Origin of the sequence: Pseudarthrobacter sp. NamE5 (assembly GCF_005796225.1) — a bacterium.
Classification (GTDB): Bacteria; Actinomycetota; Actinomycetes; order Actinomycetales; family Micrococcaceae; genus Arthrobacter.
The window spans coordinates 156,984-181,402 of the sequence record NZ_VAHO01000001.1 but is presented as its reverse complement, the minus strand read 5'-3'; the positions used below and the strand labels follow the sequence as shown (position 1 = coordinate 181,402).

26 protein-coding genes are annotated in these 24,419 nt (G+C 66.6%); 15 read left to right on the top strand and 11 right to left on the bottom strand.

What is annotated here, in order from left to right:
* The first annotated feature begins 51 nt into the window (after positions 1-51).
* Positions 52-969 carry a nuclease-related domain-containing protein gene (locus FDW84_RS02070; protein ID WP_138606072.1) on the top strand — a complete coding sequence of 306 codons (918 nt, stop codon included), beginning with the start codon at positions 52-54 and terminating at the stop codon, positions 967-969.
* Between the two features lie 48 nt (positions 970-1,017).
* Complete coding sequence (locus tag FDW84_RS02065; protein WP_138606070.1) at positions 1,018-1,512, top strand: DUF4190 domain-containing protein; 495 nt, start codon at positions 1,018-1,020, stop codon at positions 1,510-1,512.
* Between the two features lie 18 nt (positions 1,513-1,530).
* Here the strand turns inward: FDW84_RS02065 and FDW84_RS02060 are convergent, their stop codons facing one another.
* The 5 genes from FDW84_RS02060 to FDW84_RS02040 form a co-directional block, all read right to left on the bottom strand.
* On the bottom strand, positions 1,531-2,955 hold the full coding sequence (locus FDW84_RS02060; protein WP_138606068.1) for an FAD-binding oxidoreductase: 1,425 nt from the start codon (positions 2,953-2,955) through the stop codon (positions 1,531-1,533).
* 232 nt (positions 2,956-3,187) lie between these two features.
* The gene (locus FDW84_RS02055; RefSeq protein WP_138606066.1) at positions 3,188-3,616 is read right to left on the bottom strand and encodes a lipopolysaccharide assembly protein LapA domain-containing protein; all 429 of its coding nucleotides are present in this window, start codon (positions 3,614-3,616) and stop codon (positions 3,188-3,190) included.
* A 143-nt stretch (positions 3,617-3,759) separates the two neighbouring features.
* Positions 3,760-3,963, bottom strand: a complete 204-nt coding sequence (locus tag FDW84_RS02050; protein WP_138606064.1) for a hypothetical protein — start codon at positions 3,961-3,963, stop codon at positions 3,760-3,762.
* A gap of 136 nt (positions 3,964-4,099) precedes the next feature.
* Positions 4,100-4,327 carry a hypothetical protein gene (locus tag FDW84_RS02045; RefSeq protein ID WP_138606062.1) on the bottom strand — a complete coding sequence of 76 codons (228 nt, stop codon included), beginning with the start codon at positions 4,325-4,327 and terminating at the stop codon, positions 4,100-4,102.
* A 139-nt stretch (positions 4,328-4,466) separates the two neighbouring features.
* The gene (locus FDW84_RS02040) at positions 4,467-5,909 is read right to left on the bottom strand and encodes an amidase (protein ID WP_138606060.1); all 1,443 of its coding nucleotides are present in this window, start codon (positions 5,907-5,909) and stop codon (positions 4,467-4,469) included.
* Positions 5,910-6,104: 195 nt separating this feature from the next.
* Between FDW84_RS02040 and FDW84_RS02035 the strand changes: the two genes are divergently transcribed.
* The 3 genes from FDW84_RS02035 (at position 6,105) to FDW84_RS02025 (ending at position 7,705) form a co-directional block, all read left to right on the top strand.
* On the top strand, positions 6,105-6,431 hold the full coding sequence (locus tag FDW84_RS02035; RefSeq protein WP_138606058.1) for a rhodanese-like domain-containing protein: 327 nt from the start codon (positions 6,105-6,107) through the stop codon (positions 6,429-6,431).
* 62 nt (positions 6,432-6,493) lie between these two features.
* Positions 6,494-7,366: a prephenate dehydratase gene (gene pheA, locus FDW84_RS02030; protein WP_240721351.1), complete on the top strand. Its 873-nt coding sequence runs from the start codon at positions 6,494-6,496 to the stop codon at positions 7,364-7,366.
* A 135-nt stretch (positions 7,367-7,501) separates the two neighbouring features.
* Positions 7,502-7,705: a hypothetical protein gene (locus FDW84_RS02025; protein WP_138606054.1), complete on the top strand. Its 204-nt coding sequence runs from the start codon at positions 7,502-7,504 to the stop codon at positions 7,703-7,705.
* A gap of 45 nt (positions 7,706-7,750) precedes the next feature.
* Here the strand turns inward: FDW84_RS02025 and FDW84_RS02020 are convergent, their stop codons facing one another.
* Complete coding sequence (locus FDW84_RS02020; RefSeq protein ID WP_138606052.1) at positions 7,751-8,800, bottom strand: diacylglycerol/lipid kinase family protein; 1,050 nt, start codon at positions 8,798-8,800, stop codon at positions 7,751-7,753.
* A gap of 90 nt (positions 8,801-8,890) precedes the next feature.
* On the opposite strand from FDW84_RS02020, the gene serS reads away from it, so the two are divergent.
* The 4 genes from serS to FDW84_RS02000 all read left to right on the top strand — a co-directional run bounded on the left by serS (position 8,891) and on the right by FDW84_RS02000 (position 12,508).
* Complete coding sequence (serS, locus tag FDW84_RS02015; RefSeq protein ID WP_138606050.1) at positions 8,891-10,171, top strand: serine--tRNA ligase; 1,281 nt, start codon at positions 8,891-8,893, stop codon at positions 10,169-10,171.
* Positions 10,172-10,311: 140 nt separating this feature from the next.
* A complete protein-coding gene (locus tag FDW84_RS02010) occupies positions 10,312-10,821 on the top strand; it encodes a hypothetical protein (protein ID WP_205754711.1) in 510 nt (169 codons plus the stop codon).
* Between the two features lie 217 nt (positions 10,822-11,038).
* Positions 11,039-11,899, top strand: a complete 861-nt coding sequence (locus FDW84_RS02005; RefSeq protein ID WP_138606048.1) for an HAD family hydrolase — start codon at positions 11,039-11,041, stop codon at positions 11,897-11,899.
* A gap of 24 nt (positions 11,900-11,923) precedes the next feature.
* The gene (locus tag FDW84_RS02000) at positions 11,924-12,508 is read left to right on the top strand and encodes a histidine phosphatase family protein (RefSeq protein ID WP_138606046.1); all 585 of its coding nucleotides are present in this window, start codon (positions 11,924-11,926) and stop codon (positions 12,506-12,508) included.
* 70 nt (positions 12,509-12,578) lie between these two features.
* Here FDW84_RS02000 and FDW84_RS01995 read toward each other — a convergent pair whose 3' ends face one another.
* Positions 12,579-13,178, bottom strand: a complete 600-nt coding sequence (locus FDW84_RS01995; protein ID WP_138606497.1) for a hypothetical protein — start codon at positions 13,176-13,178, stop codon at positions 12,579-12,581.
* Positions 13,179-13,312: 134 nt separating this feature from the next.
* Here FDW84_RS01995 and FDW84_RS01990 point away from each other — a divergent pair, with 134 nt between their 5' ends.
* Positions 13,313-15,691 (top strand): phosphoketolase family protein, encoded by a 2,379-nt coding sequence (locus tag FDW84_RS01990; RefSeq protein WP_138606044.1) that lies wholly within the window; start codon positions 13,313-13,315, stop codon positions 15,689-15,691.
* 4 nt (positions 15,692-15,695) lie between these two features.
* Here the strand turns inward: FDW84_RS01990 and FDW84_RS19970 are convergent, their stop codons facing one another.
* The 4 genes from FDW84_RS19970 to FDW84_RS01975 all read right to left on the bottom strand — a co-directional run bounded on the left by FDW84_RS19970 (position 15,696) and on the right by FDW84_RS01975 (position 18,590).
* The gene (locus FDW84_RS19970) at positions 15,696-15,860 is read right to left on the bottom strand and encodes a hypothetical protein (RefSeq protein ID WP_371419120.1); all 165 of its coding nucleotides are present in this window, start codon (positions 15,858-15,860) and stop codon (positions 15,696-15,698) included.
* A 36-nt stretch (positions 15,861-15,896) separates the two neighbouring features.
* Positions 15,897-16,457, bottom strand: a complete 561-nt coding sequence (locus tag FDW84_RS01985; protein ID WP_371419119.1) for a DUF429 domain-containing protein — start codon at positions 16,455-16,457, stop codon at positions 15,897-15,899.
* Between the two features lie 93 nt (positions 16,458-16,550).
* Entirely contained in the window at positions 16,551-17,879 is a 1,329-nt protein-coding gene (locus tag FDW84_RS01980; protein ID WP_240721350.1) for a carboxylesterase family protein, read from the bottom strand.
* Positions 17,880-18,101: 222 nt separating this feature from the next.
* Positions 18,102-18,590 (bottom strand): inorganic diphosphatase, encoded by a 489-nt coding sequence (locus tag FDW84_RS01975; protein ID WP_013599443.1) that lies wholly within the window; start codon positions 18,588-18,590, stop codon positions 18,102-18,104.
* 154 nt (positions 18,591-18,744) lie between these two features.
* On the opposite strand from FDW84_RS01975, the gene dacB reads away from it, so the two are divergent.
* The 5 genes from dacB (at position 18,745) to FDW84_RS01950 (ending at position 24,360) form a co-directional block, all read left to right on the top strand.
* Positions 18,745-20,283 carry a D-alanyl-D-alanine carboxypeptidase/D-alanyl-D-alanine endopeptidase gene (gene dacB / locus FDW84_RS01970; RefSeq protein ID WP_138606042.1) on the top strand — a complete coding sequence of 513 codons (1,539 nt, stop codon included), beginning with the start codon at positions 18,745-18,747 and terminating at the stop codon, positions 20,281-20,283.
* A 91-nt stretch (positions 20,284-20,374) separates the two neighbouring features.
* On the top strand, positions 20,375-21,505 hold the full coding sequence (locus FDW84_RS01965) for a zinc-dependent metalloprotease (RefSeq protein WP_138606040.1): 1,131 nt from the start codon (positions 20,375-20,377) through the stop codon (positions 21,503-21,505).
* 159 nt (positions 21,506-21,664) lie between these two features.
* Positions 21,665-22,720, top strand: coding sequence for a tRNA lysidine(34) synthetase TilS (tilS, locus tag FDW84_RS01960; RefSeq protein WP_138606493.1), 1,056 nt, complete (start codon positions 21,665-21,667; stop codon positions 22,718-22,720).
* A 30-nt stretch (positions 22,721-22,750) separates the two neighbouring features.
* Positions 22,751-23,302 (top strand): hypoxanthine phosphoribosyltransferase, encoded by a 552-nt coding sequence (hpt, locus tag FDW84_RS01955; protein ID WP_041651844.1) that lies wholly within the window; start codon positions 22,751-22,753, stop codon positions 23,300-23,302.
* 17 nt (positions 23,303-23,319) lie between these two features.
* The gene (locus FDW84_RS01950) at positions 23,320-24,360 is read left to right on the top strand and encodes a LacI family DNA-binding transcriptional regulator (protein ID WP_171046611.1); all 1,041 of its coding nucleotides are present in this window, start codon (positions 23,320-23,322) and stop codon (positions 24,358-24,360) included.
* The last annotated feature ends 59 nt before the right edge of the window (positions 24,361-24,419 follow it).

The following is a 24,419-nucleotide window of genomic DNA, read 5'->3' as shown; positions in this document are numbered from 1 at the left end:
CACGACGGCGGCCGGCCGCCGTCGTCCTTACGGCAGGGAAGCAGGGAAGCCATGGGGGCAGCAGACGGGCCAGCAGAGCAGTCCAGGCTGGCCGCTGAAAGGGTCGCCAGGCTCAAGCGCCAGCTTGAGGGGTCCGAGCGCCCCACGACTTCCTGGGACGACGCCGGCGCCGTGGATGAAAAGGCAGTGGGGAACAAACTGGACGAGCTGGTCCCCCGCGGCTGGTATGTGCTGCATGATGTCCACTGGCCCGGCCGGCCCAAGGCAAACCTGGACCATGTCCTGGTGGGGCCTGCCGGCGTCCTGGTGGTGAACCGCAAGAACTGGATCGGCGAGGTCCGCGTCTCGTCCGGAGTGCTGTGGCAGGGGCGCTATGCGCGGACCCAAGCCGTGGAGGGCGCCCTGGCGCAGTGCGCGGCCGTGGCCTCGATAGTGGCTCCGCCGCACCGGAGATTCGTGCGCCCGGTGATTTGCATGGCGGCGCAGCCGGACCTTTTCGGCGTGACCAGCTCTGACGTCGCCGTCGCCGGCACCGAGCGGGTGGTCGCGGCCATCGAAGCCCTGCCGGCCGTGCTCGACCCAGAGGGGGTGGCAGGGCTGTATGAATACCTCGGGCGCGAACTCACGCGCGAACAGGAGCCGGGCATCACGGCGTTCCGGAGCGTCCGGCCGGAGACAGTGGTCCGGCCTGCAGCAGGCCTTCCGCCCGGTAAGGCCAGGGAGCCCGGAAATTCGGCGGTCAACGGAGACGGTGCTGGAACCGCCACCAACGGAAGGGGCCGTGCCGGGAGCTACGCCAGGCATCCCGCGGGCCGCCACGTCGCCGCGGAGGGTATAGGGCGGGGTGCGCCGCGGCCCGGCAGGAACGCCAAAGCCCGGCATCAGCGCAAAACGGGAGCCGGGGGCCTGGCGATGCTGGCGGCTTTCGCCGCTTTTGCCGTGTACGTGCTGCCGTACTGGGGGCGCTAGCCGCTGGCTGCCGCGGTAGGCTTGAATCCAAGAATCCAGGGGGAAACAATGACCAACCAGCCGACCCAGCACCCGGAACACCAGGGACCCGATTTTCCGCGCTCGCCAAGGCAGGGAGACCAGTTCGGCAACCAGTACCGCGGCCAGCAGTACGGGCAGCAGACCGGCCCGCAGTATGGCGCGCAGTACGGGGAAAGCAGCCCTTACGCCCCCGGCCCGTACGGCCAGCAGGCGAGCCCTTACGCCCCCGGCCCGTACGGCCAGCAGGCGTACTACGGGATGCCTGCCGAGCCGAAGACATTGAGCATCGCGAGCATGGTGTGCGGCATTGCTTCGGTGATCATGGGCTGGCTCCTGCTCCCGCAGGTCGCTGCGATCATCACCGGGCACATGGCGCTCAAGCGGGAGCCGGCGGGCAAGGGCATGGCCATTGCCGGGCTGGTCCTGGGATATTTGTGCCTGCTGGGCTACGGCGCGTTCTGGCTGCTGGCCATTATCGGGCTCTCCATTGCCAGTTCCAGCAATTCCACCTACACGTTCTAGACCAGGCTGAATAGTCCCTCACGCTGCCGGGGTGGGCGGGATGTTGTGGTTCAGGCGGAAGATGTTGCCGGGATCATAGCGGTCCTTGAGGGCTACGAGCCGCTGGTATGTCTCCGGTCCGTAGGCTGCACGCGCGGCATCCGTTTCCTTTAGCCCAACCTCGGCGCCCAGGAAGTTGATGTACACGCCATGCTCGGCGAACGGCTGCATGAGCCCGTACGCTTTCCGGGCAAAAGCGGTCAGCCGTTCGTCCTCCGCCGGGTCCCGCCAGAACCCGTAGACGTTCAACCAGTAGCGGGCAGACCGGTTGGGGAAGGCCGTGGCGTCCTCCGGAACCCGTCCAAACGCGCCTTCCATGTGGTGGATGTCGATGCCGGTTCCCTCCCACGCCAGCTCGGACGCGAATCCAAGCAGGACGTCCACGGCCTCCTCGTCCAGCCGGGAGAAGGACAAGTTTTTCCAGTAGCCGCGGGAGCCTTTGGGGAACACGGAGTCCATCGCGCTCTGCCAGTCCAGCCAGGACGTCGGTCCTACCTCCTGCTCGTCCGGCGGAGCGTCTGCCCGCAGCTGGTCCACAAGTGCGAGACCGGCCTGGTGGTCCCCGGCAACCCAGGCGAAGCCGATGATCATCCAGGGATCGCTGCCCATCCCGAACTCGGGCGGGAACACCAGGAAGGACATGATCGGGTTCATTTCGTCCGGCAAGTCCCGGGTCCAGCGGGCGAAGGCGAGCAGGGCACCGCGCCAGTGGCCAGGCCGGTAGAACAGGTTGCCGCCCAGCGGGGACGGCGGCAGGGACCGGGCCCGGAAGGTAAAGGAGGAGGCCACGCCGAAGTTTCCGCCGCCGCCGCGCAGGCCCCAGAAGAGTTCCGCATTCTCCTGACCGCTGGCGTGCAGGTGCTCGCCCGTGGCGGTGACGACGTCCACCGACTCCAGGTTGTCGAGGCTGAGGCCGTTTGACCTGGTCAGCCAGCCAACGCCACCACCCAGAGTCAGCCCGGCAACGCCGGTGCCGCTGATCACTCCCAGCGGCACGGCCAGGTTGTGATGGGCCGTGGCCCGGTCCACATCGGCAAGGGTGGCTCCAGGTTCCACCGTCACAAGCCTGGTAGCCGCCTCCACCTGCACGCGCTTCAGCGCTCCGAGATCCAGCACCAGTCCGCCGTCAACGGTGCCGTGCCCTGCTACATTGTGGCCGCCGCCCCGGACCGCTAAAGCCAGACCGGTGCGCCGGACAGCATCGAGCACGACGTCGATGTCGGCTGTGCTCCCTGCCCGGGCAATGGCGCGGGGCCGGAGATCGACCATCCCGTTCCATACCGCACGCGCGTCGTCATAGGTGGGATCCGGGGGTTCGATCAGGGATCCTGCCAGCCTCCCGCGCAACCCGTGCAGGACCTGCTGTAATTCCTGTTCCCGGTTAATGTTGTGAACTGTAGACACCGTCAGTGCTCCCGACGTGAAGGGTTGGAACCCCGGTATGGGAAAGATGTGAGGGGCGCCCGGCGCCCGCACGATCGGGGCTGCCGGGCGGGACAGTCCCGTCGGAGGCCCGTGCAGTGATGCAAGTCCAGTGCCCAGAATTTTAAGTTCGCCGGATGGCGGGGTCAACAGTCGTCCTGACACAAAAAAGGTCCGGCACGGGAGCTTGCCCCCGCGCCGGACCTGCCTACGGCTAGCGCCGCTGCCGCGCGCGCGCCCGGTGTGCACTGGCACGGAGCTGGAGAATCCGGGCGCCGCCGGCGGCGGCAACCAGCACGCCCCCGGTAACACTGGCGATGAACAGAGCCATGCCCAGCGGGACGGCGCCTTCGAATCCCAGGAACTTCACCAGCACCAGCTCCTGGTTCTGCAGTATGAAGATGATCAGGAGGATCAGGAGCACCAGGGCGGCGACCACGGCTGCCCAGATGACCCCGGTGCGGGTGACACGGCGCTCAGCTGCACCGCCGGACTGCTCCGCAGCAGGGCCCCCGGCCGGAACCCCTGCCGCATCCGATGAGTAGGAGGGGGCATTGCCGTAGCTGCCCGGAGTCCGGTCAGCTGATGGCGTTTCCCGGCCCGGCTCCGGCTGTCCGGCAGATGGGTAGTTTCCGGTACTCATGCTGGTTCCCTTCGTCAGGTGCTGATCAACGCGTGCCAATACTAAGCATGCTTATGTTTCCACCATAGTGCGAGGGGTACTTCAGCACAACGCGCGGAAGGGCCTTCAGTGAAGACCCTTCCGTTGACTTTGCCGGGACAGTGTCAAACCCTCTCCGTGCTCCGCTCGGCCGAGGGGGTACGGGGCTTCGGCGTCCTGGGCCAGTTCGGGAAAGCCCAGAACGTGAAGTCCTGCGACTTGACCGGCTTCTCCGGAGTTTCCACCGGGGTTTCCTGCTGTGCTTCGCGCTTGGGATCAGCTTCTTTCCTGATGCCCCAGCCGAAGTCCTTGCTGGATGAATAGCACATCACAGACCTCCTAACAGTGACTGCCCTTTAATCGTCCTCCGGTTTGGCGGCGGAGTCGACACCTGTGCGGCAGCTTTTGGTACGGCGTGCGGCATGCCGCGATGCGGCCGGTCCGCGGTGGCTGGAGCGGGAGGAACTAAGTTCCCCTGGCCATGTCCTCCGCTTCCTGGGGGCGGTGGAACTCGCACGGCCCGTGGTGCCGGAGGGGGAGGAGGCAAGTGCGCCCGGTGGGCAGGTGGACCAGGCCGCACCGTCCCTTCTCCGCCAGGTCTTCGCGGACATTGGGATTGCTCAGGTCCCGCCGGGCATCACCGGCCCGATGCGGTGCCTGGCCGGTCGTGAATGGGGAACTTTCAGCATTCATAGGGCAACTCCTCATTGAGCGCTGGCCCCTTGCGAGGGTGCGCGAGAACGACGCACCTCTATATTGCTCCTGCCGGATTACATGTAAGTTAAGCCCGGGTTAGGCGGAGGTCAACAATTCCAGGCCCCTCATCCCGGAATCAGTACCCCAACTGGTTGCCCACCCGCAGCAGCAGGGCTTCCGACCCCATAGGTCCCACCAGTTGGATGCCCATCGGCAGCCCCTGCCCAACCTGTCCACCAGTCCAGTGGACAGGGAGGGTAATGGCGGGCAGCCCGCAAACATTGACCATGGAGGACCACGGTGCGTATTCGCACTGCTTGCGGTAGTCGCCATCGGCATCCCCTGGCCATTGGGCTGCCGGCCAGCGGTCTGCGCCGTGCATGGTGCCGGTGAACCAGCCAACCGGGCGGGGTGTCTGCGCCAGCGCCGGCATGAGCATCAGGTCCCACTGTGCGTACTGGGTCAGCGTGTCCTGCTGGAATTTGCGGAGGAACGCGAGGGCGTCAGTGAGCTTGGCCGGGATGCGCTGCTGTGCACGCCGCCGGAAGGTGCGGGTCAGCGGGGCCAGGAGAAGTTCGCGGTGCGGGCTGATCCGGGCGCTGCCCACCGCGGCAGTCCAGGCGGTGGTGAAGGCGTCCGGATACCTATTGTCGTAGCGGATGCCTGCTTCAGCGACGGCGTGGCCCGCGTGTTCCAGAAGCTTCCGCCCCGCCTCGAGCGCGTCCAGCGCTTCCTGCCCCGGGCTGAAGGGAAAAGTTCCGGACCACGGGCTGTCCAGCGTGACGCCGATGCGAAGCTTTGGCGGTTCCTCCTTCACGCCGGCGAGGTAGCCCGCCTCCCCTTTACCGCGCCCGCGGCTGGCACTTTCGGGAACCGGCACCAAAGCGTCCATCATGAGTGCAGCGTCGGCCGAGGTCCTGGCGATCGGGCCTGCCACCACCAGCCGGGCCGGGTCTCCCAGGCTTTCGCCGGCGGGAACCAGGCCACGCCCGGGCTTGAGTCCCACCAGGCCGCAGGCGGCTGCAGGAATACGGATGGACCCACCGCCGTCCGTTCCCGGTGCGAAAGGAAGCAGCCGGGCGGCGACGGCAGCGGCGGTGCCGCCGGAGGAGCCGCCTGAGCTCCTGCTCAGCGCGTATGGATTGCGCGACGGCGGCGCGATCCGGTTCTCGCTGTAGGCAGTCAGTCCGAATTCGGGAACCTGCGTCTTGCCCAGCGGGACCACGCCCCTTTCCCTGAGCAGGGCAACCAAGGGGCCGTCGCTGGGCGCAGGTTTGTGGTCCAGCGCCGCGCTCCCGTGCGTTGTCACCACTCCGGCCATGTCGGTAAGGTCCTTGAATGCCAGGGGCATGCCGTGAAGCAACGGCAGTTCTTCCGCCGGGGTGTTGGACAGCCGGCCGTCGGCGGCCCGGGCCTGGTCCATTGCCTGGTCCGCCGTCACCCTGATGAACGCCCCTAGCAGCGGGTTCTGCTGCTCAATCCGGGCCAGGAAATGGGCCGTGGCTTCCGTTGCCGACACCTTTCCTTGCCGCAGCTGGTCCTGCAGGGCGACGGCCGGCAGCTCATGGAGTTCAGCCAACCGGCCTCCCACCCTTGCAGCGGCAGCACGGGTCCCGGAAGCTTCGGCTGTCCCGGGCGGCGGGGGCAGCATAGCTAGGGGGCATAGTTTCCTCCTTGGATCATTCAGAAGCTTAACGTGGCCGGTTCCAGGGCTCCCGCAGCGGGTGAAGCACTAGGCTTAATGCCACCCCCCATCCGCGAAGGCAGGAACCCCATGAGCGAATTCGACAATGTCCCCGTCAACGACATTCCCGACGACGCCGTCATTCTCGATGTGCGTGAGGACTACGAATGGGTGGCCGGCCATGCAGAGGGCGCACTCCACATTCCCATGGACCAGATTCCAGCCCGCCTGGACGAACTCGACCCGGACGAGGACCTCTACATCATCTGCCGTACCGGAGGGCGCTCCTTCCGTGTGGCGCAGTGGCTCACCGGCCAGGGCTATACCGCCATCAACGTCGCCGGCGGGATGGATCAGTGGCTGGAAGCCGGCCGGCCGCTCGTCTCTGACAATGGCCTGAAGCCTATGGTCCTGTAGTGGCCAACCTGTCCACCTACGCTTTTCTGGGACCGGAGGGCACCTTCACTGAGGCAGCCCTGATGCAGGTGCCTGACGCCTGGCAGGCCAAGCGGGTTCCGGCATCGAACGTCAATGCCGCGCTCGACCAGGTACGCGACGGTTTGGCGCACGCGGCGATGGTGCCGATGGAAAATTCCGTGGAAGGCGGCGTCACCGCCACCCTCGACGCAATCGCCGCAGGCACGGAACTCCGTATCATCCGCGAGGTCCTGGTGCCCATCAGCTTCGTTCTGGTAGCCAGGCCCGGAGCGCGGTTGGAGGACGTTCGGCGAATATCCACGCACGGGCACGCCTGGGCACAGTGCAGGCTTTGGATGGACGCGCACATTCCGTCAGCAGAATACGTGCCGGCGTCGTCAACGGCCGCGGCGGCGATGGCGCTCTTGGAGACCGGCTGCCATTATGACGCCGCCATTTGTGCTCCCCTGGTAGCCCAGGAGCAGCCCGGCCTGACCGTGCTCGCGGAGAACATCGGGGACAACCCCGGGGCCGTCACCCGCTTTGTCCTGGTCAGCCAACCCGGCGTCCTGCCGGTCCGGACCGGCGCTGACAAGACCACGGTGGTGGTCCCGCTTCCCCAAGACCGGCCCGGCGCACTGATGGAGATCCTCGACCAGTTCGCCAGCCGCGGGGTGAACCTCAGCCGGATTGAGTCCCGGCCCACCGGACAGTATCTGGGCCACTACTTCTTCAGTATCGACGCCGACGGGCATGTGGCCGACGAGCGGGTGGCCGACGCCCTGGCAGGGCTGCACCGCATCAGTCCAGCCACCCGTTTCCTGGGTTCCTATCCCCGGGCAGACAGGCAGGCCACTGTTGCTGAAGCGCACACCAGCGACCCTGCATTCCGGGCTGCAAGGGCTTGGGTTGAAGACATTCTCGGGCATGCATAAGAGGTGCTCACAGCGGTTGCGGCGCTTCGCCCAAAGCGTAGGTAAATGCCTCTCGAGGTACTTCCCCGGGCTGTGGACAATGCGTATGCTTGCTTGATCCACACGGGGGATGGCCCCTACTGAAGGGAGCGCGCCATGACTACGAGCAGCACTGATAACGATGGCCAGGGGATGATCATCAACCCCCGGCCTACCGCGGACAACCAGGACTGGGACGGGGACGAGGCCGACCGGGCGGACCGCCTGCGCTTCGAGGAAGAGCAGGCGATGATCCGTGAGCAGTCTGAGGCCCACGCTGCGGCCAAGGCTGCGCAGGAGAACAAGGAATCCCGCCACTGACGGCATCCCTGCCAGTCCCGCGGAAAAACCCCAGCAACTAGCAGTTCAATCCTTCACCCTCACCAAAAGCGACTTCGGGTCCACCTGGACGGTGAGTCTGGTTGCCTCGCCCGCTGTGTCGCCGTCCAGTTGGGTAGGCATCGGTTCCGGGCATTTGATGACGATCCTGCCCGACCGGTAAACGGTCATGATGGGCAGTTTCCCGCTGTGCTTGAAAATGATCTTGACGTACATCAGCAGCCAGCCAAGGGCGCTGCGGGGACTCATCACCACCACGTCGAGCATGCCGTCGTCAATCATCGCCTGCGGGATGAAATCGATGCCGCCGGGAACCAGGCCGCAGTTGGCAAAGAGCACGCTGCGGATGTTCCGGACCTGTTCCCCGCTGCCGTCCAGCGAAATGGAGACCTTTTTCCGGCGCCCCGGAAGGTGCCGCATCCCGGCCTCGGTGTATGCCAGCCAGCCAACAACCTTCTTCAGGCCCGCATTCGTGTCCGCCAGGACCTCTGCGTCCATGCCGATGCCCGCGATCACCAGGAAGACATGCTCGGCCGAATATCCGGTACGGGAGTTTTCGATTCCCATCCGAGCAGTGTCAATGTGACGCTGCCGGCCAAAAAGCGCGGTATTGACATTCGCATGCAGGTCGGTGACCTCAAGCTCCAGGTTCCGGGCCAGGAGATTGCCGGTGCCCAACGGTATAAGGCCCATGGCCACGTCGGTATGAACGAGGGTCTCTGCCACCACACGGACCGTGCCATCACCGCCGCCCACGAGGACGACGTCGGGCTGGTGCGCCAGGGCGGCACGCACCTGCGAATAGCCCGGATCATCCGCCGTCGTCTCGAAGAAGACCGGATTCTCCCAGCCTGCCGCGAGGCAGCCCCGCTGAATCTTGCCCCTCGCCTCTTCCGAGCGGGCCTTGACCGGGTTCAGGACCACCGCCACGCGCTGCCGGCCGAGCCCGGAATCCTGCGCTTCTCCGCCCACGGCGCTGCGCACGTGCAGTGCCTTGAGCCTGCGCACGCCCCACCAGCTGGAGATGGCAAACGCGAGGGCCACCCCGATCAGCAGGTACAGGATCCAGTCGCTCATGGTGCTTCAACAGTAGCCCGGCCGAAGCGGGAGGATCCGGCACGGCCGCTGCCGCCCGCCGTCGTGCGCGGGATTGGATACCCTTGTCTGGTGATCGACGTAAAAGACCTTAGCGAAAACCCGGATAAATACCGTGCCAGCCAGCGTGCCCGCCGCGCGGATGAATCAGTGGTGGACGCGATCATCTCCGCGGATTCCGCCCGCCGGGCGGCGCTGATCCGCTTCGAGAACCTCCGTGCCGAGCAGAATGCCTTCGGCAAGAAGGTGGCACAGGCCAAGGGTGACGAGAAGAAGGCGCTGCTGGCCGAGGTCAAGGAACTGGCCAACTCGGTCAAGGCGGCTTCCGCGGAAGCCGATGCTGCACAGACAAAGCAGGAAGAACTGCTGCGCACCATTCCCAACCTCATTGAGGACGGCGTCCCGGAGGGCGGCGAGGACGACTACGTGGTGGTCAAGACCGTCGGCACGCCGCGGGAGTTTCCGGACTTCGAGCCGAAGGACCACCTGGAAATCGGCGAGCTGATCGGTGCCATCGACATGGAGCGCGGCGCCAAGGTGTCCGGCGCCCGCTTCTACTTCCTCCGCGGCGTGGGTGCCCGGCTGGAAATGGCGCTGCTGCAGATGGCCATGGAACAGGCCATCGAGGCCGGCTTCATCCCGATGATCACCCCCACCCTGGTGCGTCCGGAGACCATGCAGGGCACGGGCTTCGACGTAAAGCACGACGCCGAGATCTACCGCCTCGCCGAAGACGACCTTTACCTGGTGGGCACCTCCGAGGTGGCGCTCGCGGGATACCACGCGGACGAGATCCTGGACTTCTCCAAGGGCCCCATCCGCTACGCCGGCCAGAGCTCCTGCTACCGCCGCGAAGCCGGTTCGCACGGCAAGGACACCCGAGGCATCATCCGGGTCCACCAGTTCAACAAGGTGGAGATGTTCATCTACACCACCGTTGAAGAGGCCGCCGCCGAGCACCAGCGCCTGCTGGCGTGGGAAGAGGAGATGCTGGCCAAGTGCGAGCTGCCGTACCGGGTGATTGACACCGCCGCCGGCGACCTCGGCACGTCCGCAGCCCGCAAGTACGACTGTGAAGCCTGGGTTCCCACCCAGGGCGCCTACCGTGAGCTGACCTCCACCTCCAACTGCACGACGTTCCAGGCCCGCCGTCTGAATATCCGTGAGCGTGCGGTCAACGCAGAGGGCGTTGCCAAGGGCACCCGGTCCGTCGCCACCTTGAACGGAACCCTGGCCACCACCCGCTGGATCGTTGCGCTGCTCGAGCACCACCAGAACGCGGACGGCTCGGTCAACGTGCCGAAGGCCCTGCAGAAGTACCTGGGCGGCCTCGAGGTCCTCCCGGTCCTGTAATTTCCGCCGCTCCCGGGCTTGTTCGCAGATCCGAACCTTGACGGTCCGGATCCGCGAACAAGCCCTGGACAGGTGCGCCGCTGTCCACATACGGCGCGGGGCGTACTGACGCCGGGGCCTCATTCAGCCAGTCTTGGGGAATGGAAATTCTGCCTGGACTTATAGATTCCGCTGCCGTACTGCGCGCGCAGGGCACTACGGACACCATCCACCGTGAGTTCCGGGCGGGAAAGCTTGTCAGGATCCGCCGCGGCTTCTATGTCCGCACCGATGAGTGGCTCAAAGCCCGGCCCTCAGACCGCTTCGCATGGTCGACGGCGGCAATCGCCAGATCGGTCAAGGGTGCGGTGCTGTGCGGGGAAACGGCCGCCCTGGCCGCCGGGCTGCCTGTTTTAAGGACGCCAGCCTGCGTTCAACTTGCCACCACACTCCCCGGGCGCAGCGGTCTCCGGCGGTCCCCGCTGATGGTCTTGGGCGAGGATAAGGCCTCCCGCCAGGTCCGGGAGCAACGCTCGTACCCCCTTCGGTATTGCCTAAAGCCCGCCATTGAGCCTGTGCGTTACGGCGAATTCAGATGTACGAGTCCCGCCGGCTGGGGTTCAGCACCGTACGTTGGGGCTGGGCGGACGCAGAGGACCCGGATCGCCTGAGGAGAAAGCTCCTTGCGGCTGGGCTCACGCCCCGGCTCCCAAGCTTGTTCGCGGATCCGAACCTTGACAGTTCGCATTCGCGAACAAGCTTGGGAAAGGTCAGCACCGGCAGCGGAACGCTCACCCACCGGGAGGCCATGTGAGCCTTTATGCGGTGTTCAACAAATGTGTGGCGTGAATCCTAGCGCAGATCAGTTACGTCTGGTTCACTGTGTGGATGACAACGCTGACTGAAACCCCAGTCGCCGGCAACGATGACCGGCGAGACAACGAAAACAACAACGTAGACCAGAAGCTGATGATCGCACTGGACGTGGACGGCACGCTGGTGAACCACGATGGCCACATGTCCCCAGGCGTCAGGGAATCCGCGCAGGCGGTGGTGGCTGCCGGGCACGAGGTCATGATCGCTACGGGCCGCTCCCTCAACGCTACGCTGCCCATCATCGAAAAGATCGGGATTGAGCGGGGCTACGCCGTCTGCTGCAACGGCGGCGTCACCCTTCGGCTGCATCCCGAGCTGGATGGCGGCTACGAAGTAATCCACAAGGCCACGTTCGATCCCGGACCCGCCCTCCGCGCGCTGCGTGAGCGGCTTCCTTCGGCGAAATATGCGCTGGAGGACGCCGACGGCAATTTCCTTTCCACCGAGCGCTTCCAGGATCCCAGCTTTGGCGTCGAGGCCGTGGGCGTGGATTTCCATACCATGCTTGAGGCAACCGCCGTTCGCGTGGTGGTGTTCAGCACCGAGAACACGTCGGAAGAGTTCACCGAGGCGATTGAGCACGTCGGCCTTGCCGGCGTCACCTACTCCGTGGGCTGGACGGCATGGCTGGACATTGCAGCGGCGGGCGTGACCAAGGCCAGCGCCTTGGAGAACCTCCGGACCAGGCTGGGCATCGAGCAGCACCTGACGGTGGCCATCGGCGACGGCCGCAATGACATCGAGATGCTCAGCTGGGCCGGACGGGGGGTGGCCATGGGCCAGGCGCCGGAGGAAGTCATCGCCGCAGCGGATGAGGTCACCCACTCAGTGCTCGACGACGGCGCTGCCCATGTGCTGCGCAGTCTGCTCTGAGCAGTACAAGGCAGAATAGACAGCATGACCCTCACGACCTTTGCCCTGATCCGCCACGGCCAGACAGACTGGAACGCCCAGCGGCGGCTCCAGGGATCCACAGACATTCCCCTGAACGAGGTGGGCCGCGGCCAGGCGCGCGACGCCGTCGCCGTTCTTTCCGCCTACGAATGGGACGCCATTGTCTCGTCGCCGCTGAGCCGGGCCGCCGAGACCGCCGACCTGATCGCCGCAGGCCTCGGACTCAGCGACGTGCGCCGGGTTCCGGAGCTGACCGAACGGAGTTTCGGGCCAGCTGAGGGGATGCAGGCGGGGCCAGAGCTGGATGCCCTGCGCATTCCGGGAGGTTTCCGCGGTGCCGAGAGCGAGGACGAGGCAGCTGACCGCGGACTGGCAGCGCTGGAGGCACTTGCCGAGGAGTTCCGCGGGCGCAGGCTTCTCGTCGTCGCGCACGGAACACTCCTGCGGGTAACCCTCAGCCGCGCCGTGGGAAGCACACTCACAAGCATCGACAACGCCGTGCTCAACCTGGCGCACCACCACGCCATTGACGGCTGGCAGCTCGAGTACTTCAACGGCGAACCGGTGATGGCGGCGACCCAGAGCTGAACAAGCAGGCCTGAAAAACCAAAGCTGAACATGCAAATCTGGCCACCCGTGGATGATCAGGCAGCAGCCGCTACCGCACCTCGAGAATCAGCGCCAAAAGCCGGGCTGCCGCCGGCCGGGCCGCATGTTCCTCATTCCACTGGGCCCGGGCAACCGCCTTGCTGACGGCCTGCGTGGTGATGCCCAGCTCCTGCGCCACGGCTTTCTGCTGTCCACGGACGCCGGGGGTCAGCAGGTCAAGCACACGCCATTCGGCATCGGAACGGTCGCGGACAATGTGGCCCAGCAGCCGGAGCACCGCTTCCGCGTCGTGGGCAACGTCGGCCAGCGGACCCTCCACGGCGACTGGAATCCGCTCCTTGCTGCTCCGCATCCGGTCCACGGCCCGGCGCGCGTACACCAGCCCATGGCCGGAGGCGTCCTTGATCTGGTTGGGCAACGGCTCGTTGACCGGCCCCACGCCAATCCCCACGTACCAGGACCCGCACCGGAGTGCGACCAGCGCAGCCTCCACGGCCTGATGCGGGACGTCCACGATGCCCTGGACCTCGTCTTCGACCGACCGGTCGAAGTCCAGGCGCGCAGGGATGTGCCGCAGGTCTTTCAGCAGCTGGGGCACGCGGTCGCCGTCGCGCCGGCTGTCCGTCTGGTTGATGGTCAACGTGAACATTGATCCAAAGACTACCTGCAGGTAGCTGACTGCAGGCAAGCGGGGTTGCCTCTGGCTGGCCCATCTGATGCGATGGGGGAACGGCCCCGCCTGACGGATGACGAAGGGGCGGCGAACGCGACGCGAGGATGGTTATGACCAGCAGCATGGGGCAGGACGAACTCGAACTTGTTGACCGCTGGTGGCGCGCCGCCAACTATCTTTCGGTCGGGCAGATCTATCTCCGTTTCAATCCGCTGCTGCGCGAGCCGCTGAAGGCAGAGGACACCAAGTCCCGCCTGCTCGGACACTGGGGCACCACGCCCGGCCTGAACTTCGTGTACGCGCACCTTAATCGCCTAATCCGCCGCGACTCCGCCGAGATGCTCTTTGTGGCCGGTCCCGGCCATGGCGGTCCCGCCGTCGTCGCCAATTCCTGGCTGGAGGGCACCTACTCGGAAATTTACGGAAACGTGGGCAACGACGAGGCCGGACTGGCTGAGCTGTTCCGCCAGTTCTCCTATCCGGGCGGCATCCCCAGCCACGCCGCGCCCGAAAGCCCCGGCTCCATCAATGAAGGCGGCGAGCTCGGGTACTCCCTGGCCCACGCGTACGGAGCGGTGCTGGACAACCCGCAGCTGGTCACCGCCGTCGTGATTGGCGACGGCGAGGCCGAAACCGGGCCGCTGGCCGCCAGCTGGCACTCCCACAACTTCCTGGACCCGGCCACGGACGGCGCCGTGCTGCCCATCCTGCACCTCAACGGCTACAAGATCGCCAACCCCACGGTCCTGGCCCGCATGCCTGAGGCCCAGCTGGAGCAGCTGCTGCGCGGCTACGGGCATGAGCCGTACTTCGTCACCGTCAAGGACCCGGACAACACCGCGCAGGCCCACCAGGACTTTGCCGGTGCGCTCGAGCGGAGCTTGGCGGGCATCCGCGCCATCCAGGATTCGCGCAGGGCCCCCGGCACGGAGGATGCGGCTGTGGAGGCGCCGCGCTGGCCCATGATCGTCCTGCGCTCCCCGAAGGGCTGGACCGGCCCCCGTGAGGTGGACGGGCTGCAGGTGGAGGGGACCTGGCGGAGCCATCAGGTGCCGCTGTCCGAGGTGCGCACCAACGCGGACCACCTGCGGCAGCTGGAAGAGTGGCTGCAGTCCTACCGTCCGGAGGAGCTGTTCGACGGCGACGGCAGGCTCCGGCCCGAGGTCGCCGAGGCAGCACCCACGGGAGACTTCCGCATGAGTGCCACCCCGCACGCCAACGGCGGACTGCTGCGCAAGGCACTGAAGCTGCCCGCCTACCGGGACCACGCCGTCGAGGTTAAGGAGACCGGGACCGAACGGGTGAGCCCGATGATTACCTTGGGCTCGTGGATGCGCGACGTCATCTCGCTGAACATGGAGACCTTCCGGCTCTTCGGCCCGGACGAAACTGCGTCCAACCGCCTGCAGGACGTCTATGAGGTCACCGACAAGGTGTGGCAGTACAGGATTGACGACGCCGACGAGCACCTCGCGCGGTCCGGCCGGGTCATGGAGGTGCTCAGCGAACACCTGTGCCAGGGCTGGCTGGAAGGCTACCTCCTGACAGGCCGGCATGGTGTGTTCAGCTGCTACGAGGCCTTCATCCATATTGTCGATTCCATGTTCAACCAGCACGCCAAATGGCTGAAAGTGCACCGCAAGCTGCCCTGGCGGCAGCCGGTGGCGTCCTTGAACTACCTGCTGTCCTCGCATGTGTGGCAGCAGGACCACAACGGGTTTTCCCACCAGGACCCGGGGTTTATCGACCATGCCGTGAACAAGAAGGCCGAGGTCATCCGGGTGTATTTGCCGCCGGATGCCAACACGCTGCTGTCCGTGATGGAGCACTGCCTGGAATCCACGGATTACGTGAACATCGTGGTCAGCGGGAAGCAGCCCTCACCCACCTGGCTTGGGCCTGCCGACGCCGCCAACCACTGCCGCCGCGGCTTGGGGATCTGGGAGTTCGCCGGGTCCGAGGTGCCGGGGGAGGAGCCGGACGTCGTCCTGGCCTGCGCGGGCGATGTTCCCACCGTGGAGACTGTGGCCGCCGCTGAACTGCTGCGCGGGGGCGTGCCGGGGCTCAAAGTCAGGGTGGTGAACGTAGTGGACCTGATGCGGCTGCAGGATGAGGGCGAGCACCCGCACGGGCTGCCGTCCCGGGACTTCGACGGGATCTTCACCAACGACAAGCCCATCATCTTCGCCTATCACGGCTACCCTTCCCTGATCCACCGGCTTGCCTACCGCCGCACCAACCAGGAGGGCCTGCACGTTCGCGGTTACAAGGAAGAAGGAACAACCACCACTCCCTTCGACATGGCCATGCTGAACGGCATCGACCGGTTCCAGCTGGCCATCGACGCGATCGACCGCGTGCCCGGTCTGGCGGAAAAGCACTCACTCCTGCGCCAGGACCTGCAGGACCGGCGGATGCGGGCGCGGGAGCACACCAGGACGCACGGTGAGGACCTGGAGGAGATCCGGAACTGGAAGCTGGGCGGTTAACCTCCTAGCCCTCCTCGCTGGGCAGTTCGTCCAGCCGGCATGACGGCAGGTGAATCCAGCCTTCGCTGCGGGCCGCACCTGCCTGCGCCTCATCGGGCAGGAGCGTTCGACGGCGGGCGGCGGCCCGGGCGGTAAGGGAAGCCACGACGGCGTCAAAGAGATCGTCCAAAGCTGCGAGTTCGTCCTCGTGCCCCGCCAGGTCCAGCTAGGGTGCCTGCGCCTTGAAGTCCGTAAGGAGCAGGCCGAGCCGCCCGGTTTCAGCGCTGCCGCGGCCCTTGTAGCCCCGGCCGCTGAGTCCCCAGATTTTCAGGGACGCAGCGGGGTAGACCTCCGCCAGGCGTCCGGAGCCGTCCCGCGGTTGGGGTCCGTGGAGCGATGCGATCCTGGCCTGGATCACTGCGCACCTCATGGCCGGATGCGCCAGGCGGTCGGCGGACACGCTCAGGGGAATGAGCCCTGTTTGTGCGGTGGTGAACCGGTCCGTGTCGCGGTAGGCCAGGAGGCGACGCCCGGCTATCCCGTCCTGCGCCAGGACTGGTCCCGCGTCGAAGTTCAGGTGCGCGGTGAGGAAGGGGAGCAGCGCGTCCGGCCAGCCCACCGGGCAGTCGATGCCCGTCATGCCGGCAGTGCCGAACAGGTCCACGATTTCCTGGTCATCGACGCCGAGTGCGAGGTGCGCCAGCCGGGCCGAGCCCTGGCCCCACTCAATCATTGCAACGGCAGTCTTCTTGGTAGCTGCGGCAAGGTCAACGCCCAAAGTCCTCATGGCTTTTCCATTCCGCCGGAGGAGAGTTTTTGTCCGGATATGCAGCCGCTTCCACACTCGAAGCCTGCATCTCCGGACAAAAACTCCAAGGGGTCAGACGGTGCTGTACGTGAGCGCACCCGGAACCCCGCCCTTGTCGCCGAGCGAGTCTCCCCGCGCGAAACCTGCCCAGAGCCGCCGCAGCTGCCGCCCGGCCGCGTCCACGTCCTCCCACGGCGCGCCGGAAATCAGGCCTACACCGTCCCAGGTGTTCCTGTTGCCGAAGAGAAGGGCCAGATCGATGGTGTGGGCAGCGCCGAAGAAGTTTCCCGGGGCATGCCAGTGCAGGACGTAGCGGTGGGCTTTCCCTCCGGCCTGGGCATGCCGGCGGGCAAATTTCCGGGCTGCCCTGCCGTAGACGGTCTCCGTGACCACCCAGTTAATGGCCCGCAGCGCCGCGTCGCCCACCACGGGAATTTGCCCGAGCCGCATCAGGTGCGGGCTCCGGGGCAGGAACAGCCGGGCCTCTTCGGATGTGTGCCCGATCAGCACCTCGATGCCGGGTGCGGAGCGGTTCCATGCCGCTTCGATGTCTGATTCCTCCGGCAGCGGCGCATGTCCGTACTGCGTTCCGAAGGGCATGGCTGCCAGCATGCCGAACTTCCGGGCCACCTGCGCCACGTGGTCCTCCAGCTCCACCACTTCCATGGCAGGAGTTTCCTCCGTGACGCCCTCGGCCGCGATGCCCATGGCATGGTTCATCCGGGCCCTGCCCCGCGAGATGCCCAGCGGCGCGCTTTGGATGATCGCCCGCTGAAAGAGCGAGGGTGCGTCCGGGGTCGCCATCAGGTGGGCAATTGCGTCACCGCCGGCAGACTGGCCAAAGGCGGTCACCCTGCCTGGGTCGCCGCCAAACGCGGCGATGTTCCGCTGCACCCAGCGGAATGCCGCCAGTTGGTCCAGGAGGCCCAGGTTTCCGGGCCTGCCGGTCCGGGTGGCCAGGAACCCGAACAGTCCCAGACGATAGGTCACGGAAACAACGATGACTCGGTTCTCGGCCACCAGCACGGCCGGATCAAAGATGGCGAGGTCACCGGAACCTGTGGTGTAGGAGCCGCCGTGGATCCACACCATGACGGCGAGCTGCTCGCCGTCGGCAAGGTCGGCCGGCCTGGTGATGGACAGGTTCTGGCAGCCCTCACTGCCGGGAAGTTCGCCATAGCGGGTGCCCAGGACGTCGTCGAGGAAGGGAACGGGTCCCTGCGGGCAGGCGGGAGCGGGTGAGTCAGCCGCAAATGGCGTTATCCAGTCCGGTGCAGGGACGGGAGGCTGGAAACGTGCAGCGGTTGCATAGGGGATGCCGGTTGCCCGGATAACCGCCCCATCCCGCCAACCGGTGACTGGCCCGCAGGGCGGGTTGAACAGGCGGGAGGTATCAGGCACGGATTTCACAGCACCACCTTTTCACATCCCGCTTAGGGGTTTTTGTCCAGGTATGCAGGGTTGGAGGGCGGGCGGCAAAGCCCGCATACGTGGACAAAAACCCAATAAGCACGACGGCGGATGCCCGGCTCTTGCGAACCAGGCACCCGCCGTCGACAAAAAGGGCCCACGCCGTAAGGGTTCCCTGGCCGAGCGAAGCGAGGCTAGGGGGACGGCGGGGATTTAGTGGCCCGTGGGCACGTAACGCTTGATGGAAGCTTCCAGTTCGGCTTCCGCGGCAGCGCGGTCGCCCCAGCCCTCGGCCTTGACCCACTTGCCCGGCTCCAGGTCCTTGTAGCGGGTGAAGAAGTGCTCGATTTCCTTGATCAGGAACTCGTTGACGTCGCTGACCTCCTGGATGTGGTCAAAGCGTGCATCCACGGGGACGCAAAGGATCTTGGCGTCTCCGCCGCCGTCGTCGGTCATGTTGAAGACGCCGATGGGGCGGGACTCGACGATAACGCCGGGGTGCAGGTCGAAGTCCTGCAGCAGCACCAGCGCGTCCAACGGGTCGCCGTCCTCGCCGAGGGTGTTCTCGAAGTATCCGTAGTGCGTCGGGTACTGCATGGCGGTGAAGAGGACGCGGTCCAGGCGGACGCGGCCGGTCTCGTGGTCAACTTCGTACTTGACGCGCGATCCCTTGGGGATCTCGATGGTCACGTCATGCTTCATGGAATGCTCCTCGGCAATTTGCAGGGGTTCGCGGCACCTTGGACGGGCAACAAAAAGGACTGTCAGTGCCGCCGACTATTATTGAGGATATAGCGAGAGGCCCTGGAATCAGGAACTTGTGGGGATATTTCAGGACTTGAGGACCGGCACCGGCATGACCACAACAAGCGGCAAGGATCAGTGGCTTGCCCGTGCGCGGCAGGCGGCGGCGAGCGCAGGCGCCAGCCTGTGGAGGGTCTGGCCGAACGTCGTGCTGACGGCGCTCCTGCTCATCCTTGCCGTGCCGGCGGCGTTGCTGGTGGCCCCGGGTTTCCTCGGCCCCGAACCTCCCGCCCCCGCCCCGCCTGCACCTGCCTGGCAGCAGGCCCCCGCCACGCTCTCCGCCCATGAAGGCCTCCCCGCACTCAGTGCTGCCGCTAACCTTCCAGCGCACGCAGCCGTCACTGCTCAGCTGGACCCGCTCTTGAAGGCCGACGGCGGCGGAGACTTTACCGGGACGGTGCAGGATGCACTGAGCGGCCAGGTCCTGTTCGACCGCGGCGGTTCCGAGCACCGGGTTCCAGCGTCCAACATGAAGCTGCTGACGGCAGTTGCGGCCCTGCGGACCCTGGGTCCCGAGCACCGCTTCACCACCAGCGTGGTTACGGGACCGGCCCCGGGACAGGTGGTGCTGGTGGGCGGCGGCGACGTCCTCCTTGGTGCAGGCGGGTCGAACCGGGAGCAGGTGCTGGGCCACGCCGGGCTGGCCACCCTGGCTGCGGAAACAGTGGCCGCCCTGCAGGCAGAGGGAACGTCGGGGGAGATCAGAGTCCTAGTGGATGACTCCCTCTTTTCCGGCCCCGCGCTGAACCCGGCGTGGGAGAGCGGTGATGTGGCAGCGGGCGAGGTGGCGCCGGTGTTCCCGCTGGCGCTGAACTCAGGCCGGTACCACTCCGCCGTCACCACCGGGCCCCGTCCCCAGGATTCGGCGATGACCGTTGCGGGGGAATTCGCTGCCCGGCTGCGGGACGCGGGCGCCGCTGCGGGACTCACTGTGGCAGCCGCCGTCGAACGTTCACCGGAGCCTGCCGCGGCTGGAAGTCCGGCAACAGACAGCCGCCAAGGGGAGGGCTCCGCCGAGGTGCCAGTGCTCGCGGAAGTGCAGTCCGCCACCGTCGCGGAGCAGGTGAACCTGATGCTGCGGGACTCCGACAACTACCTTGCGGAAGCCCTGGGCCGGCTCACGGCCCTCGCTGAGGGCCTGCCGGGCAGCAACGATGGCGCAACGGCCGCTGTCCGGGCGCAGCTTACCGAAGCCGGCCTCAGTGGAGACGCTGTGCAGCTGGTGGACGTGTGCGGGCTGGCCATGGGCAACCGCGTCCCGGCGCGTCTGTTCTCCGAGGTGGTCCGACTCATCACCACCGGTACGGACACCAGGCTCCGCGCTGCCCTGGACGGGTTCCCGGTGGCCGGCCTCACCGGCACCCTGGACACGAGGTATGCGGGCGAGGCCACTGCAGCGGGAGCAGGGCTGGTGCGAGCCAAGACCGGCACGCTGAACAGTGTGCTTGCGCTCAGCGGCTACGTGGTGGATGCCGACGGCAGGCTCCTGGTCTTTTCGTTCATCGGCAACGGACTCACTCCCGGAGCGGCAGGAAACAAGGAAGCGCTGGACCGGGCCGCCACCGTGCTCGCCGGCTGCGGCTGCCGCTAGGTGTCCCCGGTCCTGACCACCGTTGGCAGTAGTGGTTCGCCGGTCAGCGAACTTAAGGACTATCCCCAGCTCTCTGTGTTCTGATGGGACCATGGAGCCCACACGCGAGTCGTCAGCCCAGACGTTGTCCGCCTCGGCGCAGTCCCTGATCAACTGGGACCTCGCCGCCTCCACCGCCGCGCGCCTGGCTCCTGCCGGGCCGGCACTCAATCAGGCCGCCATCAGCGAGGCCGTGGACAGCCTGCGTCGGCTCGCCGATGTCTCTGTGGAGCACGTGCACCACATCACGGGACTGGAAGCGGCGCGCGACCTTCGCGACTCCACCGTGCTGGTAGTGGACCGGGCGTCCTGGGCCAAGGCCAACACCCAGAGCTTCGCAGTCATGCTCAAGCCCGCCATGGAAAAGATGGTGGAAAACAGGCACGGCACCCTCAGCCCCACCGCCGCCAGCGTCAGCGGGGCCATCACCGGCAGCCAGCTCGGCGCCGTCCTGGCATTCCTGGCCAGCAAGGTCCTGGGCCAGTACGACCCCTTCGCTGCGCTCGCTGAAGGCTCCAACGCCCCATCCGGCGGCAGGCTCCTGCTTGTGGCGCCCAACATCTTAGCCGTCGAGCGCGAACTCAACGTCACCCCCGAGGACTTCCGACTCTGGGTATGCCTGCACGAGCAGACCCACCGCGTGCAGTTCGCTGCGGCACCCTGGCTGCGGCAGCACATGCTCGAACAGATCGACCAGCTCAGCGTCCACCTCCTGGGGAACGTCGATTCGCTGATGGAGCGTGCCACCGCGGCCGCCCGCTCACTGAAGGACCGGACCGCCTCCGGAACCACCCCCGGCCGCGGCGCCATCCTGGACCTCCTCCAGGATCCCGAGGAGAAAGCCGCCATCTCCCATCTCACTGCCGTGATGAGCCTCCTCGAAGGCCACGCCAACGTGGTGATGGACGCCGTGGATGCCAGCATCATCTCGTCGGTGAAAACCATCCGGCAGCGGTTCAATGACCGTGGCAAGGACCGCGGCGTGATTGAGAAGTTCATCCGCAGCCTGCTGGGCCTGGACGCAAAAATGCGGCAGTACTCGGACGGCGCCAGGTTCGTGCGTGCGGTGGTGGATGTGGCGGGCATGGAAGGCTTCAACAAGGTCTGGGAGTCGGCAGACAACCTGCCGACGGAGCCGGAGATCCACGACGCCAAGCTGTGGCTTGAGCGGATGGGACACTGATTGCCGCACAGCACATCACCTGACGCGGCCTCCGGCGTAACTGGCACTGCTCTTAGCGTCGGTCGCGGTGGCGGTCACGGTGGCAAGGACAGCAGTGTTCCCAGCGGCCGGCGGCGGCCCGGAAGGCTGGCACCCGTCGTTGGCACGGCGCGCAAAGCAGTGCAGGACGCCCTGGCCAAGGGAGGCTATCCGCGACACGTCGTGGTTGCCTGCAGCGGCGGCCCGGATTCCCTGGCCCTGGCCGCGGTGGCCGCATACTTCGCCCGGCGCGGCCACGTTGACGGGCATCCCGTATCAGTGGGCGCGGTGGTGGTGGACCACCAGCTGCAGGAAGGGTCTGCCCGGGTAGCGGCGAAAACCGCGGAGGTCCTGCGCGACCTGGGCCTGGCCCCCGTGGAGGTCCGGTCCGTCACCGTGGCAAGCGTCGGCATGGGTCCGGAGGCAGCCGCCCGGCAAGTCCGGCACGAAGCGCTGGAAGCAGCCGCCGCCGCGCAGGGTGCCGATGCCATTTTGCTGGGGCATACCCTGGACGACCAGGCTGAGCAGGTGCTGCTGGGCCTCGCACGCGGCTCCGGCACCCGCTCCCTCGCCGGAATGAGGCCCGCCCGCGGAAAGCTGTTGCGGCCCTTCCTCGGGCTCCGCAGGGCGGACACGGAAGAGATCTGCGCGGTGGAGGAGCTGAATCCCTGGCACGATCCCACCAACTCGGACCCGTCCTTCGCACGTTCGCGCACGCGCGTCGAAGTGCTTCCGCACTTGGAGGAAAAACTGGGGCCCGGGGTCGCCGAATCGCTTGCCCGGACCGCTTCCATCCTGCAACTGGACGCCGATTACCTCGAGGACGTGGCGGAAAGCACCTTCGCTGCGCTGGTGGAGCGGAACGGCCGGGAACTAAGCCTTCCCGAGGAATCGTTGCGCGCCCTTGCCCCTGCCATCAGGTTCCGGGTCATCGCCAAGGCGGCGGCCGACGTCGGAGGCCAGCAGCCCACTTACCAGCGCCTTCTGGCGGCGGAGGCGCTGCTGCTGCGGCAGGGATCCGCAGGTCCCGTTCAACTGCCGGGCGGGGTGAGCGTCTACCGGCTCTCGCTGGCAGAGCTCGAAGCAGCCGGGGCCACAGGCCGCCCGGCGGCGGCTGATGAAGCAGAGCCCGTTCCCCGCGAAGGGGCGCGCTGTGGGAAGCTAGTATTCCGGCCTCAAAAGCCGTCCGCAAAATAGTCGCACCCCGCATCTACACAGGAGCCATTGGTGGATTCAAACGACGTCCAGGCAGACCTCAAGCACGTTCTCTACACCAAGGAACAGATCCAGCAGCGGATTACCGAACTTGCTGCCCAGATCGACAAGGACTACGAGGGCCGCGAAATCCTGATCGTGGGCGTGCTAAAGGGTGCGGTGATGGTCATGGCCGACCTGGCCCGGGCGCTCCACAGCCACATTTCCATGGACTGGATGGCGGTGTCCTCCTACGGCTCCGGCACCCAGTCCTCCGGGGTTGTCCGCATCCTGAAGGACCTGGACACGGACCTGATGGGCAAGGACGTGCTGATCGTCGAGGACATCATCGATTCCGGCCTTACCCTGTCCTGGCTCAAGACCAACCTGGAATCCCGCGGCACGGCGTCGGTGGAGATCTGCACCGCCTTCCGCAAGCCCACCGCCGCCAAGGTGGAGATCGACGTTAAGTACGTGGGCTACGACATTCCCAACGAGTTCGTGGTGGGTTACGGCCTGGACTACGCCGAGAAGTACCGCAACCTGGACTTCGTGGGCACCCTGGCGCCGCACGTTTACGAGTAGGCTGCCTCCCACCCGCCTTGGGCAGGAACATTGGCATCAAGGATGTGGCACTGGCGGCCGGAGTTTCCGTCACCACCGTCTCGCATGTCCTGAACGACGCCGCATACGCGCGGGTCAGCCCCGAGACGCGCAGCAAGGTCAGAACTGCTGCAGAGGAGCTGGGGTACGGCCCCAACCGGCTGGCGCAGGCGCTGCGGAGCCGGCGCAGCGGAATCCTCGGACTGGTGAGTGAGGATATTGCCACCACCCCGCACGCCGGCCGCATCATTCTGGGCGCCGACGAGGCTGCCCGGGCCCGGGGCTACACGCTCATGGTCATCAACACCTTCGGGACGGCAAGCAGCACGTCCCGGGAGGCGGACGTTCGAGCGCTCCTGGAGCGGCAGGTGGACGGCATCCTCTACGCCACGATGTACCACCGCACCGTGCACGCCCCCGCAGGCCTGGCCAAGGTCCCGGCAATCCTGGTGGACGCCGTCAGCCCCGGCCATGGCCTGGCCTCCGTGGTGCCGGACCAGTACGGAGGCGCCCGCGCCGCCGTCGACATCCTCCTTAGCGCCGGGCACACGCGCATTGCTTACCTGAACAACACAGAGGATGTGCCGTCCACCCACGGGCGGCTGCGGGGTTTCCGGGACGCCCTCACCAACGCCGGGCTCGACGGCGGCGCAGCGCCTGTGGAGGCAGCGGCGCCGGACGCACGGGGCGGCTACGAAGCGGCCTGCCGGATCCTCGCCGGTAGCAACCCGCCGTCGGGCCTGTTCTGCTACAACGACAGGATGGCCATGGGGGCCTACCGGGCGGCGGCAGAGCTGGGCCTGTCCATCCCGGCGGACCTCTCCGTGGTGGGGTTCGACGACCAGGAACTCATTGCCGCCGGCCTTTACCCAGGCCTCACAACCGTGGCGCTGCCGCACTACGGGATGGGAGCCTGGGCAGCTGAAAGGCTGGTGGACATGGTCGAAGGAAAGCTTCCCGCAGAGCACACGGGACCGGAGGCCATGCTCTTGCCATGTCCGGTCGTGAGCAGGGCATCCGTCGCCGGGCCGCGGGACTAAAATTGATGGCATAGAACCTGCTGCGCGAGGCAGGCCGTCCGCCGCCGGCACCCGGGAGG